Origin of the sequence: Nisaea sp. (assembly GCF_040217065.1) — a bacterium.
Classification (GTDB): domain Bacteria; phylum Pseudomonadota; class Alphaproteobacteria; order Thalassobaculales; family Thalassobaculaceae; genus Nisaea.
Map to the genome: position 1 here is coordinate 229,389 of NZ_JAVJNX010000004.1, position 15,554 is coordinate 244,942.

The following is a 15,554-nucleotide window of genomic DNA, read 5'->3' on the forward strand; positions in this document are numbered from 1 at the left end:
CAGCTGGACTGGCCTCCTGTTTATTGTGCCGCCACCGCCTTCGCAGCTGCCGCGATGGCCTCTTCCGTCTTCACCAGATCCGCCTCCGTCAGGGCCAGCGAGATATAGAACTTGCTGTCCGGCTTCAGGATACCGTGCGCCCGCATCGCGGCATTGAAGGCGCGGGACCGGTCCGCGTTGTTCTCCAGTGTGTCGCGGTAGTTCTTCACCGGCTTGCCTGTAAAGATCACATCGAACAGTACTGGATCGCCGACGATCTGGTGCGGGATATTGTGCCTGCCGAGTTCGGTCGCGAGGGAGGTCATCACCCGCTCGCCGCTGGCGCGCAGCCTGTCATAGGTGCCCGGCCGTTTCAGGATTTCCATGGTCTTGAGACCGGCGACGCTGGCCACCGGATTGCCGCTGAGGGTGCCGATCTGGAAGGTGAAGCCGTCGGCGCCGACCTTTGCCTTGTCGAAATGCGCCATGATCTCTTCCTTGCCGGCGATCGCCGCCAGCGGGAAGCCGCCGCCGATGACCTTGCCGAGGGTGCAGAGATCCGGGGTGACGCCGTATTTCTCCTGCCCGCCGCCATAGGCGAGACGGAAGCCGGTCACCACCTCGTCGAAGATCAGCACGATGCCGCGCTTCTCCGTCTCCGCACGCAGCATCTCCAGAAAGCCGGGCTCCGGCGGGATCAGCCGCTGCAGCGGCTCGACGATCACCGCGGCGATCTCGTCCCCGTGCTCGTCCAGCAGACCGCGGACGAAATCCGGGTCGTTGAACGGGGCGATCAGCATGGAATCGCGCACGCCTTGCGGAATGCCAGCGGAGTCCGGAACGGCGACCGGGAAATTCACACGCTTGGTCGGTGCCAGACTCATCAGCGCCTCACCGGACATGCCGTGATAGCCGCCCTCGAATTTCAGGATCTTCTCCCGGCCGGTATGGGCCCGGGCGAGGCGCATGGCATACATGTCCGCCTCGCTGCCGGTGGAGACGAAGCGGACCTGGCCGGCACAGGCCATGGCGCCGGCGATGTCCTCGGCCAGCCGGATACCGTGCGCGTTGTTGGCAAAGAAGGTGAAACCGTGCGCCACCTGCTCCTGCACCGCCTCCAGAACCTCGGGATGGCCATGGCCGACCAGCATCGGGCCGGAGCCGATCAGGTAATCGACATATTCGGTGCCGTCCTCGTCCCAGACCCGCGCGCCCTCGCCGCGGGCGATCACCACGCTCGGGTCGAAATTGCCGAAGCCGGCGGCGGGAAGCACCTTGCCGGCACGGTCCCGCCAGTCCTGAAGGGTCGGATTGCTGCTCATTCTGTCGCTCCCACGGCTTGCGTCTGACGCCATTCAGACACAGGGTCGCGGGGCGATGCAACGCGCACCGTGCGCGCGACATTCATTCCGGGGCGGCGTCGACCTCCAGTTCCACCGCCGCATACCAGTCGGCAGCCGCGCGGATCTCCGCGTCCGACATCGCTTCTGCGATACCGTTCATGATCTCGTGCGTCCGCTTGCCCCGCTTGAAGGCCTTCAGCTGGGTGTCGATATAGATGTTCGTCTCTCCCGCAAGGTTGGGAGCATCTTCATGAACCGCAATGCCGTCAATGCCATGGCAGGCCGTGCAGGCTTCCGGTGCACCGGCCGGATCGGCCCCGGCCGGCAGGCGCGCCGTCGCGGTGTGGGCCGCATACCAGGCCGAGACATCCTCGATCTGCCGCTCGCTCAACCCGGATGCCACGACCGACATCATCTCGTGACGGCGGGCGCCGGACTTGAAGGCCCGCAATTGCCGCTGGAGATAGTTGCTCGGCTCACCCCCGATATGCGGGGCGATCGGGATTTTCGCAAACCCGTCGAGCCCGTGACAGGTCCGGCACATGTTCGCAATCTTGCGGCCCGCCTCGGGATCGCCGGAAACTGCCGGCGCGGTCCCGGCGAGCATCAGCCCGCCGAGACCGAGCAGGATCGCACGCCTCATCTGGCGTAGCTGATCCGGTACAGCGCCCCGGCCAGATCGTCGGAAACCAGAAGCGACCCGTCCGGAAGCTGTGCCACATCGACCGGGCGCCCGAGATATTCGCCGGTCGGCTCATCTAGCCAGCCTTCGGCGAAGGGCTCCATTGCGGCGTTGCCCTGATCGTCGATGAAGGTGACCATGACCCGGGCGCCGACCGGGGTGGTCCGGTTCCAGGACCCGTGCTGGGCCGAGAAGATGGCGTTCCTGTATTTTTCCGGGAACATCCGGCCGGTATAGAAATGCATCCCGAGATCCGCCGCATGCGCGACGGTCGCGACCACCGGCATGACCGTGTCCGCCGGCGGCTCCTCGTCCGTGTACTCGTTGGTGCGGGTATCGCCGCCGCCATACCAGGGATGGCCGAAATTCTGGCCCGCTGCCGTCTGCCGGTTCAGCTCGCCCGGCGGGATATCGTCACCCATGCCGTCGACCTGATTGTCGGTGAACCAGAGCTCTCCGGTCACCGGATGGAAGTCGTGCCCGACCGAATTGCGGATGCCGTAGGTATAGACTTCCCGGCCGGTGCCATCGAGGTTCATCCGGATCATCCCGCCGATCCCCCACTTCTTGTAGAGATCCAGCTTGTCCTTCGGCGCCACATTGAAGGGCTGGCCGAGCGAGATGTAGATCTTGCCGTCCGGGCCGATCCGGCAGACCCGCGCCGTGTGGTTGAAGCTTTCCTCGTCCGGCGGGATCAGGTCGCCCTTGGCGACTAGATTGAAGGCGGCGACATCCGGGCTCTCGTAGAAGAACTCGGCAGCCGGGAACAGCAGCACACGGTTCTGCTCGGCGATATAAAGGAAGCCGTCCTTCGAGAAGCAGGGACCATTGGGGATGCTGAAGGTCAGCGACGGCGCGAAATCCTTCACCTCGTCGGCAACACGATCCTTGTTCCGGTCCGTGACCGACCAGACCTTGTCCTTGCGGGTACCGACGAAAGTGACGATGCCCTGCGGGCCGACCGCCATGTGCCGTGCGTCCGGAACGACGGCATAAAGCTCGATCTTGAAGCCGTCCGGCAGTTTGATGCGTTCCAGCGTCCTCTCGATGCCGGCGGCGTAATCCCCGCCCTGCTCGATAAAGGTGAACTCGGTGACACCGGTGGTCTTGAAGCCCGACAGCTTTTCGAGATTGTCCGGGACCTGTCCGGACTGCGCGAAAGCGTCGCCTGCGAAGAACGACGCAGCCACGGCCAATGCGATTATCTGTTTCATCAGATTTCCTCCCTGTTGGCTCGCTTATGCAACCATGATTTGCGTCGCCAAGGGGTAGGTCAACCGGATTTGCACCAGATTAAGGCGCAAAAAAAATGTACCGTCGACTGCCGGGGCGCTACAGGGCAAACGCCATTCTCGATCAATGCTTGTGGAACAACCGGTTACCGGAGGTCAGGCCGGCGTGGCGACCAGCATGCGCAGCCGGCGCGCGACCAGCACGAAGACGGCCGACAGACCGAAGCACCAGAGCATCATGACGATGCCCTGCCGCTCCAGCGTGATCCCGGCATCGATCAGCAGCCCCGTGATCGCCGGACCGATGGCCGAGGAGAACACCATGACCGAGACCGCCAGGGCCCGGACCGCGCCGAGATGCCGGGTGCCGTAGATCTCCGCCCAGACCGCGCCGTTCAGGGCACTGGAAAACCCGGATCCGAAGCCGATGCAGCCGAGCACGACACCCCAGATCCAGACAGCGTCGCTGGTGCCGAGCAGGGCGATGCCGAGGCCGGTCGGCAGCAGAAAAAGCGGCAACAGGGTCAGTGCGCCGAACCCGTCGGTTATCCGGCCGGCAATGAAGACCGCAATCATGGCGCAGGCCGCATAGACCGGATAGCCGGCAGCCATCTCGATCAGGCTCCAGCCCTTCTCGCCGGAGACATGGGCCTGGTGGAAGAAGATCACGGTGCCGATGAAGGACGGCGTCAGAATACCGGGGAACAGGGCCCAGTAGGACCAGTGCCGGAGCGCTTCCGGCCGGGTCCAGTGCCGGCCGAGCGCGCCGGTCGCCGGGCCGCTGGTCTCGCCGCCCTGGGGCTCCCGGTCCCTGGCAAGCAACACCCAGAGCGCGCCGCCGAAAACCAGGATCAGTATGCCGGCTGCGAGCAGCCAGGTGCCGCGCCAGCCGACCAGCGCCATGGCCAGCACCGCCAGCGCCGGCAGGACCGCCTCGCCGATACCGTAGCCGAGGCTGGTGATGGCGATCGCCCGCCCGCGCCGCGCCTGGAACCAGCGGGCCGTCGCCGTCATGCCGACATGGCCGATCATGCCCTGCCCGAAGAAGCGCAATCCGAGCACCATGAGGAAAAGCATGACGATGGACTCGTGCAGGGCCATGCCGACGCAGATCAGGGCGAAGCCGGCAATGACCAGTATCGCCAGCTTGCGCAGGGACATCGTGTCGGCGAGCGGACCCGCCTTTATGAGGAGGGCGGCAGAGGTCAGGGTCGCCCCGGCATAGAGCGTCCCCCAGTCGCCGTCGCTGAGACCGTGCAGTGCCATGAACTGGCTGGCGAAGAGCGCGATGAAATAGGTTTGCCCGAAGGAGGAGCCAAACGTGCACAGCAGACCGGCCCCGAGCCAGCGGGCATTTGCGAGATAGAAATTTTTCCGATGGCGGGTTGGATCCATTCATCTGCTTGGCGTGGAAAACCACATCCTGTCAAGCAGATGAATGGTAGAGCACTGCGGCTGAAAAGGCGGGGATCGACGATTTGCTTCTTGAAGCAGGAACCGGCCACGCTTCACACTGTGGACTTCCGGTACAGCTGTCCCGCGCCGGCATGCCGCTCCGGCAAAACACGCTCAAGACGCCGCCGAAGGGGCCATGCCCTGAAAGAGGACCTTCATATGCCCACCGAGAAAACAGACACGCTGGTCGTCGGCGCCGGTCAGGCCGGGATCGCCATGAGCGAGCATCTCGGCAGGGCCGGCGTGCCCCATCTCATCCTGGAACGGGACCGGATCGCCGAGCGCTGGCGGTCCTGCCGCTGGGATTCCCTGGTCGCCAACGGACCCGCCTGGCATGACCGGTTCCCGGGGATGGAGTTCAGGGGCGAGAGCCCCGACGCCTTCGTCGGGAAAGAGAAGGTCGCCGATTATTTCGTCGATTACGCCGAGATGATCGAGGCGCCGGTCCGCTGCGGGGTCGATGTGATGTCCGTGACCCGCAACGAGGGCCACCCGGGCTTTCGCGTCGAGACGTCGGAAGGCGTCATCGACGCCAACAGCGTCGTCGCCGCCACCGGGCCGTTCCAGACCGCGACGATCCCGCCGGTGGTGCCCGACAGCCTCGGGATCGCCCAGCTCCATTCCAGCACCTACCGGAATCCGGAACAGCTTCCGGACGGCGGCGTTCTGGTGATCGGCGCGGGCTCGTCCGGCGTGCAGATCGCGGACGAGCTGAACCGGGCGGGACGCAACGTCACGCTCGCGGTCGGCCCGCACGACCGGCCGCCGCGCACCTATCGCGGGCGGGACAATTGCTGGTGGCTCGGTGTGCTGGGTAAATGGGAGGCGGCGACTCCGCCGGCCGGGGCCGAGCATGTGACCATCGCCGTCAGCGGCGCGCGCGGCGGGGAGACCATCGATTTTCGCAGGCTCGCGGAGCAGGGCCTCACCCTTGTCGGCCGCGCGGAAGGCTGCAAAGACGGCGTCATGTCTTTCGCCGGCGACCTGCGCCGCAATATCGAGAATGGCGACCGGAATTACCTCTCCGTCCTGCAGGAAGCGGACGCCTATCTCGCCCGGACCGGACTAGACCTGCCGGAGGAACCCGAGGCGCATGTCATCGGCCCCGATCCGGACTGCGTGACCAATCCGATCCGGGAGCTGGACCTAAAGGCAGCCGGGATCTCGACGATCATCTGGGCCATCGGCTTCGGGCATGATTACAGCTGGCTGAAGGTCGATACCTTCGACGAGACCGGCAAGCCCCTGCACCAACGCGGCGTCTCGCGCGAGCCGGGGATCTATTTCCTCGGCCTGCCCTGGCAGTCGCGGCGCGGATCGAGCTTCATCTGGGGCGTCTGGCACGATGCCCGATATGTCGCGGACCAGATCGCCATCCAGCGCTCCTATCTGGAGGTCGATGCCGCCGCCCGTGCGCGGGGTGCAACGAAGCTCTGAATCGACAACCACCCGGCGGCGAAACGGCCCGCCTTATCTTATCTTCACGGAGGCCAGCATGGCGCATGAACGGCTGCGAAAGTTCAACACGAAGGACACCTATCCGGAGCAGAAGCTGGACAACGATCTGGCCCAGGCTGTGATCACGCGCGGCGGCCGCACGGTCTGGCTGCGCGGCCAGTGCCCGCAGGATCTGGACACGGCCAAGAACATCGAGAGCCACGATCCCGTCGAGCAGACACACAAGGTGATGCAGAACATCCGCCAGCTTCTCGAAGAGGCCGGGGGCGACATGCATCATTTGGTAAAACTTGTCGTCTATATAACGGACGTCCGGTACCGGGAGGCCGTCTACCGGACCATGGGCGCGTACATCAAAGGCGTCCATCCGGTCTGCACCGGCCTTGTCGTCCAGGCGCTCGCCCGGCCGGACTGGCTGGTCGAGATCGATGGTACCGCCGTTATCCCGGACGAATGATCCGGACGCGTTATCAGGAGTTCCGCATGACCTTCTCCCTTGTTGCCCGCTGCGCCGAGACCGGCATGGTCGGCATCGCCATCTCCTCCTCCTCGCCCGCCGTGGCGGCCCGCTGCGCCTATACCCGTGCTGGTGTCGGCGCCGTAGCCAGCCAGAACATCACCGACCCGCGCCTCGGCCCGCTGGTGCTGGACCGCATGGAGATCGGCCTGTCCGCCGGGGACGCCATCGCGGCCATGCGCAAGGAGTGCGAATTCCTCGACTACCGCCAGGTGCTCGCCGTCGACCGCCACGGCGGCAGCGCCATCCATTCCGGCGGCAACGCGCTCGGTATCTGGTCGGAAGCGAAAGCCGAGAATGTCGCCTCGGGCGGCAACCTGCTCGCCAACGCGGAAGTGCCCGCCGCCATCGTCGCCGCCTTCACCGCGTCCACCGGCCATCTGGGCGACCGTCTGATCGCCGCCATGAAAGCGGGCCTCGCGGCTGGCGGCGAAGCGGGTCCCGTGCATTCCGCCGGCATGCAGATCGCCGACAAACTCGTCTGGCCGGTCGCGGACCTGCGCTGCGACTGGACCGAGGACTGCCCGATCGAGGCGATCGCCACGGCATGGGAGATCTACAAGCCCCAGCTCGACGCCTACGTCACCCGCGCGCTTGATCCGCGCGCGGCGCCGTCCTACGGCGTGCCGGGGGACGAATGACCCTCACCCCTCCGCCGCGACGAACGCGACCGACTGCCGCGCCGTCCGCATGACGTGCTTGCGCTTGATCTTCGACTGGAAGAACCGGTTCACCGCCGCCGCCAGCACCGGGACCCAGGGAGCGTCCGGGCGGGCGCGGATTTCCTCGCGGGTGGCGACCGGCAGCTTCACCATGTGGGCCGAGACGATATATTCCGGCTCCGCATGGTCGAACAGGCCGGGCAGCAGCCCTTCCAGAAACGCCTCCGGATCGTCCACCGCATAGGGCGCCGTGTCCTGCTGGGCCGCGACATAGGCGGCATTGCGGCCGGTGAAGCAGGCCATCTGCAACAGCGCGTCGGGCCACAGGTCTTCATGCCGTCCGCATTGCGCCCGGACCGCGTTGGCGAAGGTGATGCCGTGGGTGAAATCGAGCCAGTTCACATTGTCCGGCACCGGCCGGTCGTGCCGGGTTCCCCAGCGCGTATCGAAATGCAGCATCTGCCAGGCCGCCGCTCCCATCAGCGCATCGAACAGGGCAGTGCGGTCGCCGCTTGAGCGGTTCGCCCGGTCGAGCGCGCGGGGCACGTTGAGACTATGGAAATCCTCAGGCGCGACCGGCGCATCGCCCGCTCCGTCCCATGCCCCACGGGCCGGGCGATAGGCCTTGAATTCCAGGATCAGATCCTCCCGGCTGGCATTCACCAGCGCCCGGACCAGCGTCAGATAGAGCGGCTCAGCCAGCGCGTCGCCCAGACGCTCCACCAGCTGCCTTGTCTTGTAGCAATAGATCAGGGAATGGCCGAAATCCTGATAATGGGCCAGCGCGGCCCGGGTCGTCGGCGCATCAAGCACCTGCCAGCCGGGACCGCGACAGGCGCCCCGCACCAGGGCCACCGCTTCCGCCTCGTCCTCCGCCTCGATGGCCTCTACCAGCCGGTCCGCATCGAAGGCGGTCTCGCCGTCGGGAAACGGGAAGCGCTCCCAGCGCAAGCTGTCCCAGGCCAGATGGGCGACGATCTCGACATACGGGATGATCGCGGAGGCAGCATCCCCACTGCCATAATCCTCGCCGAGCTCCAGCCAGTCCGGCGCCGCCGCAATGGCATGGGTGGTGCCCCATTCGAAACGCTCATGCGTCCAGAGTACCGCCTGCCGCACGGCCTCCAGCGGATCGCCCCCGGCCGCCTTCAGCCGGGCGATCTCCCGGGCCATCCGGGTGTAATTGTGGTCCCGAAAGCTCTCTTTCAGATTGCCGAGCGCGGTCTCGATCCGCGCGCCCGCCGGGGCATCGGCGATATCGACAAGGATGGCGCCGTCGCGAATCCGGGTGGGGTAGATCCGCAAGCGGTCGCCGCCGACCTGGTTGGCCCCGCTCGCCAGATCGAATTTCCAGTTGTGCCAGTTGCAGGTCAGCCGGCAGGCACCCGCCGCCTGATCAACCGTGCCCTCGATCAGCGGATAGCCTTCATGCGGGCAGCGGTTGTTGCAGGCATGCACCTGGCCGTTCTCATGGAACAACGCGATCTGCTTGCCGCCCGCCTTGAAGATCTTCCGGCCGGCCTGCTCCAGAACGGTGAGCGGCATCGCCTCGACCCAGACGGGTTCCGGTTTCTGTGTCATCGCAACCTCCCTCTCTTTCCTGTCGGGTCAGTCCGGCCGCATACCCTTGGCGGTCAGCTCGTCGATAGCCGCGTCCGTCTTCCGCAGATGACCGAAGCCCATGCCGCGCAGCACATGGTCCGCCTTGGTGAACTGGATATTCTCGTAACCGATGATTTCAATCCGGTTGCCCCAGGGATCGAGAAAATCGAGAAACCGGTCTGGCAGGGGCAGGATCTCCACCCCGTTCGCCACCAGCACCGCGCGGACGGCCTCCTTGTCGGCCACCACAAGGCCGACATGCCGCTTTACATCGGCCGGCTGGGTCCGGCCCCGGACCAGCGCGATGAACTGGTCGCCGAGATCGATTTCGGCCTGGGTCTCGCTCCGGCCGCGTTGCGCGAATTTGAACAGCCTGCCGTAAAAGGCCAGGGCCTCGTCGAGATCGCCGACCTCAAGCGCGATGTGATTGATCCCGAGCACGGGAACCGGCGGCGGAATTTCGGCCAGGGGTTGGATTTCAGCGGAATTTTGCGGCATGACAGCCTCCTCGCAACGACGGGTTCGCTGCACGGTATTCTGCGCCGGGAATTTATTAAATCAAGATTATTCTTTTTTAATTAAACGACAGGCACTCAATCCCGCATGAACAGATCCCGGGACGCCGGCCGGCCGCGCAGCCGGGTCAGTAACCAGAGGATAATCCCGAGCCCGCCGAACACCAGCCAGGCGGGGAACAGCAGGATGGTCACCATCACCGGATGCCAGAGGAAAGGGTGCAGATGCCGGGCGATGGCCGGCTCGGCGAGCTGCAGACTCTCCTGATGCAATCCGGCCCAGAGCGTCCCCGCATCCATGATGCGCAGGGCGCCCGCCTGGTAGCTCGCATATCCGTCCCGCGCGGCCAGTGCCAGCGCGATCAGGATCAACAGCAGCGCAATAAACCGGAACAACCGCCTCATACATCCCCCGGCGCGCCCCAACCGGTTCTCCGGCGGACCTGCGCGCAACCAACTGGTGAGCCCCCTAACAGACTGGAAAGCCTACACCAATCCGGCGGCGCAACCAATCGTACAGCGCATATCCGCGGAGCAACACCGCAACTGTCTTTTTTTCTTCAATTTCAGGCTTCAAATCGTTGCAAAGCCCGGACGGCTTTTGTATGGTCCGCGCCTCTTCAGGAGGGATGGCCGAGTGGTTTAAGGCGCACGCCTGGAAAGCGTGTTGGGGTGTAAGCCCCTCCGGGGTTCGAATCCCCGTCCCTCCGCCATCGCTTCACAGCATCCGCCGCCCGCATTCCGTGACCCGGCATCCTCTTCCGGCGGCGCTTTCCGGACACTCATGAGTATTAGCCGGCCATTTTTCGAAATGGCGGAACCGGCTGATTTCTGCCTGACGGCTCCGACCAGAGCACCGCTCCTGTGCCCGCGAAACCGGCCCCGCACCAGAAGGTTTTATGACCCCGCGTATTCCGGTTGACTCAATACACCTCGATTTTATGCTCAATTTTTACGTGCCGCACGGCGTTGGGGGATATAATGGGGGTTTGGTCTGTTGGCATTGTCGATTCGGGGGTTACCAACGAGACCGAAGCCGTCTACGGCCCCAACCTGTATGAGTACGATTTTTACTACAGACACAGCGACACTGACGGAGGACGCACGACGTCCCATGGGTCCGTGGTCGCGCGGTCGGTCGAACAGACAAACAGCGCACTTGAGCGGGTAGACCTGCAGATCGGCAATAACAGCGAGACCTATATTTCGCCCTCGGCGGTCAACAGCGCCCTCAGTCAGATCGGCACCCTGCACGATTCCGGCTGGCATATCGGCGCCTACAATATGAGCTTCGGCAGTTCGTACTCTTCCTGGACCTCGCCGTTCCAGGGGCAGATCAATGCTCTTGCAGACCACGGCATATTCGGAGTCGCGGCTTCGGGCAACGGGGGAACGTCAAGCGTGCTTGAGAACCCGTCATATCCGGCCGGTCTCTCCAATGTGATCTCGGTCGGCAGCCATGACGGCAGCGGCAACCCAAGCTGGTTCTCGCAGAACAGCCCCTCCACGGTGCACGTGCTTGCCGACGGCGAAGACTTCCCGGGTGCCGGCTATTCCGGGACAAGCTTCGCGGCGCCGCAGGTGGCGGCGACGGTCACCACCGTCCAGGCGCTGGTTCAGGGCGTCACATCGGACCGTCTGTCCTTCGGCGAGACCATCGATGTGCTGCAACTGGGCGGCGCCGGGCCCCAGTCGGCGGTCGACCCGGCCAATGGCGTGACGACCTATTTCCTGCATACCCACACAGGATCCGTCGACTATGCCCTGTCGGCCTATGTCGACCCGCATTTCAGCGGACTCGAATATATTGCCTCCTTCAGCGACCTGGAGGCAGCCTTTGGCCGGGACGCCGGCGCTGCGCGGTCTCATTTTATTGATGCCGGTGTTTACGAAGGCCGTACCGTCGAGTTCGACGGGCTGGAATATGTCGCCAGCCACGCCGACCTGATCGGAGTCTTCGGCCTCGACCGGGCGGGGGCGGCCGCCCACTACCTGGATGCCGGCCGGGCAGAGGGGCGTACTACAACCTTCGACGCCGACAACTACATGGGCGCCAACCCCGACCTCGCTGTCGCCTTTGGCGGGGATGACGATCTGGCGACGCAACATTACATCATGAACGGATATTACGAGGGCCGCTCAACGGGCACGACGACCACTCCCGTCACCACATCACCGGTCGAGCAAGCCGTTTCCGAAGGCTCGTCAGATCTGCCGCAGAACACGAGCACATCCGGCTATGTCGGCGTGGGACAATCGGCAACCGGCACGATCAGTCTGTACGACCGCGACTGGTTTCGCACGGAGTTCACCGCCGGAGAGAGTGTCATCATCCAGGCACGCGGCAGCGCCACCGGCGGCGGAACCCTGTTCGACCCGGTGTTGCGGCTATATGATTCCAACGGAAACTACCTGAGCGGCAACGACGATTCAGGCGTTGGCCGAGACTCCTATCTGTCCTACACGCCAACCACCAGTGGCACTTACTACCTCGATGTTGACGGATGGAGTTCCTATACCGGTACCTACACGGTTGAGGTCGCGACAGCATCCAACGCGACGCTTGCCGCAGTGACGGACGACCCCATACCGGGGGACGATCCCACACAGCCCGATACCAGTAATGATCCGTCTTCCAACGACGTCCAGCTGACCACACTCGGCCCCGAGCCGTCCTACACCGACTGGATCGTCTGAGCCGCTCCTATCGCTGCCCCCGCACCACGGTCCCCGGCAATTCCCCCGTCGCCTCACCGCCCCGGTAGGTCACCTTGCCGGAGACGATGGTGGCGTCGTAGCCGGTCGATTTCTGCATCAGCCGCTTGCCGTTCGCCGGCAGGTCGTAGGTGACGTAGGGGTCGGAGAAGCCGACATTGTCCCAGTCGATGATATTGACGTCGGCCTTCTTGCCAGGCGCCAGCACGCCCCGGTCGGACAGGCCGGCCGCACCGGCCGTGTCCGAGGTCAGGCGGCGGATCACGTCACTCATCGGGAAGCGGGCCCGGTCGCGGCCCCAGTAGCTCATCAGCCAGGTCGGATAGCCGGCATCGAGGATGAAGCCGACATGGGCGCCGCCGTCTCCGAGCCCCATGATCGCGTTCCTGTCCGCCAGCATCGCTTCCGGCGCGCTCATGTCGTAGCTCGCGTAGTTCACAAGCGGCGTGTAGATGAACCCGCGCCCCTCCCGCTCCAGCAGGATGTCGTAGGCGACCTCGGGCGCCGTGCGGCCTTCCCGCTCGGCAATCGCCGCGATGGACTCGCTCTTCGCCGGCTCGTAATTGGCGGGCGAGCCGAGCCGGAACATCCTGGCGAAGGAGATCCGGTGGATCAGCGGGAAGGTGCTGTCCTTCACCGGGTCCTCGGCGAGGATCTTCCGGCGCACCTCCGGATCGCGCAGCGCCGCGACCCGCTGGTCGAGCGGCAGGTCGGCGATGGAGCGATATGTGGCCGTGCCGGAGAACGGGTTCTGGCTGCCTTCGAGGCCGAGCAGGATACCGATCGGGCGCGGCGCCACCACCGGACGGATCGACAGCCCGTCATTCGCTGCCTCGCCCGCCAGCCGCAGCAGGTCGCGCCAGAAATCCGGCCGGTTATGGCGCTGGTTCAGTGTAAAGACAGCGGTCCGGCCGCTGTTCTCGACGATGCGGCGGAGCATGGCGAACTCGGTTTCGGGGTCCGGCTCGTCCCAGTCCGAAACGATCTCAAGGAAGCCTGCGCCCGCGTCCTGCATGCCGCGTGCGATCCCGGTCAGCTCTTCCTCCTGGGCGCGCAAAGTTGGAGTGTAGTCGCCGGCGCGGCTCTTGTGGCTGATGGTGCGCGAGGTGGAAAACCCGAAGGCCCCGGCGCGCACCGCGTCCGCCGAGATCTGCCGCATCCGGGCGATGTCTTCCGGCGTCGCATGTTCGAGATTGATTGCCCGTTCGCCCATGACATAGACCCGGACCGCCGCATGGGGCAGCAGCACGCCGAGGTCCATGTCCCGCGGCAGTGTCTCCAGCACGTCGAGATATTCCGGAAAACTCTCCCACTGCCAGTTCAGCCCCTCATGCAGGACCGGGCCGGGAATGTCCTCCACCCCCTCCATCAACTCGACCAGCTTCTCCCGGTCCGCCGGCTTGCAGGGCGCGAAGCCGACCCCGCAATTGCCCATGATCGCCGTGGTGACGCCGTGCCAGGCCGAGGGCGCCATGTGGCTGTCCCAGACCGCCTGTCCGTCATAATGGGTGTGAATGTCGACGAACCCGGGCGTGACCAGCTTGCCGCGCGCATCGATTTCCTCGGCTGCGCTCCGTGCTCCGAAATCCCCGATCCCGACGATCTTGTCCCCGGCCAGAGCCAGATCCGCCTCGACCGGCTCCGCCCCGGTGCCGTCGACGATGGTGCCGTTCCGGATGATCAGTGTGGGCTCAGCAGACTTTGGCTCAGCAGACATGGCGAATCCTCCCGATGTTTATTCTCTTTTTCCGGGAGTGTGAGCCTGCGGGCCGGTCCCGTAAAGGTGCAGGCGGGCATCAGTGTGGTGACAGGGACAGAGGCTTTCCGACGATCCGGCGGGACGCCACCGCTGCAATCGCGTTTTTCCCGAAAGAAGCCGGAAAGCACCTATAGAACGGTCCTAGCGGACCGGCATGCCCGGTTCTGTTAGGTTTCGGCGACAAGGACGACGACACGCCGTCGCGTGACTTTGTTGCAGCCGGTAGCGCGCTGCACAGCCGCGCGGGATGGGAAATAGCGCTGGTCCGGCATCTGCGGGTTTGAATGACCCCCAAAGTCCGGAATGGACCAAGAGAAGAACATGCGCCTCACTGACAACGCCACGGCCTCCGGAACACTAGACGACCCAACGGTCCTGTCGGCGATTCTCAAAGGCACGGTCGTCGGCTATCTGAAGCGACGCGCACCGACGTCGGATCTCGGCCACGACGACTATGCCAGTCGCCGTTTTGCCTCCTATTTCGGGCGATTCGGAGCTTCGGTGCGGATCTTTGATCCTTCGCATCATTCAGGGCAAGAGCTGGTCAGCTTCCTGACAACTGAAAAGCCAGCCTTTGTATTTGCGTTCAACGGCGCCGGCATCGGAGCGAGGGCCGCCGGTGCGGACGCCAATACCTCAACCAGTACCTACGACGATTGCCGCGTGCCCTACATCTGCCGGATCAGCAATCCGGTGTTCTCCCGGAACTCTGCCCGCAGCTTCGGTCCCGGCCCCAAGCTCCGCACGATCCTGTTGCACGATGCTCATGAGCTGGGAGTGGCTCGCCGGCTCATGGGTGTCGGAGATATCGTCGGCGGATTGCGGGGCAACCCGCTGGACGTCACGGCGAACGGACCGGGGGCGTGGCAACCGGCTGACCAGCGGCAACACCGATTGTTGGTAGCGTGCGATTACGTGCCACCCGAAGAAATGCGCCGGCAATGGATGGATCATTACGGTCCGCTGGGTCATCTGCTCGATCATGTGCTGGAGGCAGCCTCGCCGTCCGGCACGCATTGCCTCGCCGAGACGGCGTTGCCGGTGCTGGAGAGCGCGGGATTGATGGACATCCGGTATATGCAGGTGGCTACGGCCGTGATCGAAGGGGCGAACCTGATGCTGAAGATGGCACGACGCCGCCAGGTGCTGCGGCAGACGCTGTCCACACCCTGCCACTACGTTTTTCACGGAACTCCACCGGCACTTCCATTCCATTCGGACAGCACATTTGAGAGACGTGTGCCGGCCGACCGGCTGGCGGACATGATCGGCAACACGCGCGCCTATCTCGCGTTCAACCCGCAGAACATGAGCGGAGCCTTCGGCGAGCGCATAACCGAGGCGGTGGCCCGCGGAACCATGGCAATCTGCATGGAGAACAGTGCCGCACGCGCGGTATTCGATGACGGCGAGGGGCCGGTTTTTTTCGATCCGGACAAGGATGACTTGTGCGACAGGCTCCGGATGATCCTCGAAGACCCGACGGTCACCGAGCGGACCCACGCGGCCTACACGAGCATGCAGCGGCGTCATGGCGTGAACCACTTTGTGGCATCCGTGCTGCGGACCATTGTCGCAAAGCACCCGTGGAGCCAGATCGGTCGCCGCGTCCTGGAGCTCGGGCTAACGAATTGA

13 protein-coding genes and 1 tRNA gene are annotated in these 15,554 nt (G+C 64.7%); 6 read left to right on the plus strand and 8 right to left on the minus strand.

Going from position 1 to position 15,554, the window contains the following annotated elements:
- Positions 1–20 precede the first annotated feature (20 nt).
- The 4 genes from RH950_RS02565 to RH950_RS02580 all read right to left on the minus strand — a co-directional run bounded on the left by RH950_RS02565 (position 21) and on the right by RH950_RS02580 (position 4,631).
- Positions 21–1,301 (minus strand): aspartate aminotransferase family protein, encoded by a 1,281-nt coding sequence (locus tag RH950_RS02565; protein WP_350053394.1) that lies wholly within the window; start codon positions 1,299–1,301, stop codon positions 21–23.
- 82 nt (positions 1,302–1,383) lie between these two features.
- Positions 1,384–1,965 carry a c-type cytochrome gene (locus tag RH950_RS02570; protein WP_350053395.1) on the minus strand — a complete coding sequence of 194 codons (582 nt, stop codon included), beginning with the start codon at positions 1,963–1,965 and terminating at the stop codon, positions 1,384–1,386.
- Positions 1,962–3,218, minus strand: a complete 1,257-nt coding sequence (locus RH950_RS02575) for a PQQ-dependent sugar dehydrogenase (RefSeq protein WP_350053397.1) — start codon at positions 3,216–3,218, stop codon at positions 1,962–1,964. Before RH950_RS02575 ends, RH950_RS02570 begins: the two co-directional genes overlap by 4 nt.
- A gap of 174 nt (positions 3,219–3,392) precedes the next feature.
- The gene (locus tag RH950_RS02580; protein ID WP_350053399.1) at positions 3,393–4,631 is read right to left on the minus strand and encodes an MFS transporter; all 1,239 of its coding nucleotides are present in this window, start codon (positions 4,629–4,631) and stop codon (positions 3,393–3,395) included.
- A 219-nt stretch (positions 4,632–4,850) separates the two neighbouring features.
- Here RH950_RS02580 and RH950_RS02585 point away from each other — a divergent pair, with 219 nt between their 5' ends.
- From RH950_RS02585 to RH950_RS02595, 3 genes are read left to right on the plus strand one after another with little or no spacing between them, the layout of a single operon-like run.
- Positions 4,851–6,128, plus strand: a complete 1,278-nt coding sequence (locus tag RH950_RS02585; RefSeq protein ID WP_350053401.1) for a flavin-containing monooxygenase — start codon at positions 4,851–4,853, stop codon at positions 6,126–6,128.
- 58 nt (positions 6,129–6,186) lie between these two features.
- Positions 6,187–6,606 carry a RidA family protein gene (locus tag RH950_RS02590; protein WP_350053403.1) on the plus strand — a complete coding sequence of 140 codons (420 nt, stop codon included), beginning with the start codon at positions 6,187–6,189 and terminating at the stop codon, positions 6,604–6,606.
- 26 nt (positions 6,607–6,632) lie between these two features.
- Positions 6,633–7,307, plus strand: coding sequence for a DUF1028 domain-containing protein (locus RH950_RS02595; RefSeq protein WP_350053405.1), 675 nt, complete (start codon positions 6,633–6,635; stop codon positions 7,305–7,307).
- Between the two features lie 3 nt (positions 7,308–7,310).
- Here RH950_RS02595 and RH950_RS02600 read toward each other — a convergent pair whose 3' ends face one another.
- From RH950_RS02600 to RH950_RS02610, 3 genes are all read right to left on the minus strand, one after another.
- Positions 7,311–8,909, minus strand: coding sequence for a Rieske (2Fe-2S) protein (locus tag RH950_RS02600; RefSeq protein WP_350053407.1), 1,599 nt, complete (start codon positions 8,907–8,909; stop codon positions 7,311–7,313).
- Positions 8,910–8,936: 27 nt separating this feature from the next.
- Positions 8,937–9,428, minus strand: coding sequence for a VOC family protein (locus tag RH950_RS02605; protein ID WP_350053409.1), 492 nt, complete (start codon positions 9,426–9,428; stop codon positions 8,937–8,939).
- Between the two features lie 95 nt (positions 9,429–9,523).
- On the minus strand, positions 9,524–9,841 hold the full coding sequence (locus RH950_RS02610; protein WP_350053411.1) for a hypothetical protein: 318 nt from the start codon (positions 9,839–9,841) through the stop codon (positions 9,524–9,526).
- Positions 9,842–10,068: 227 nt separating this feature from the next.
- On the opposite strand from RH950_RS02610, the gene RH950_RS02615 reads away from it, so the two are divergent.
- Positions 10,069–10,158, plus strand: a tRNA-Ser gene (locus tag RH950_RS02615).
- Between the two features lie 268 nt (positions 10,159–10,426).
- Positions 10,427–12,142, plus strand: coding sequence for a pre-peptidase C-terminal domain-containing protein (locus RH950_RS02620; protein ID WP_350053413.1), 1,716 nt, complete (start codon positions 10,427–10,429; stop codon positions 12,140–12,142).
- 7 nt (positions 12,143–12,149) lie between these two features.
- Here RH950_RS02620 and RH950_RS02625 read toward each other — a convergent pair whose 3' ends face one another.
- Entirely contained in the window at positions 12,150–13,877 is a 1,728-nt protein-coding gene (locus tag RH950_RS02625) for an N-acyl-D-amino-acid deacylase family protein (protein ID WP_350053415.1), read from the minus strand.
- A gap of 363 nt (positions 13,878–14,240) precedes the next feature.
- Here RH950_RS02625 and RH950_RS02630 point away from each other — a divergent pair, with 363 nt between their 5' ends.
- Positions 14,241–15,554, plus strand: coding sequence for a glycosyltransferase (locus RH950_RS02630; protein ID WP_350053417.1), 1,314 nt, complete (start codon positions 14,241–14,243; stop codon positions 15,552–15,554).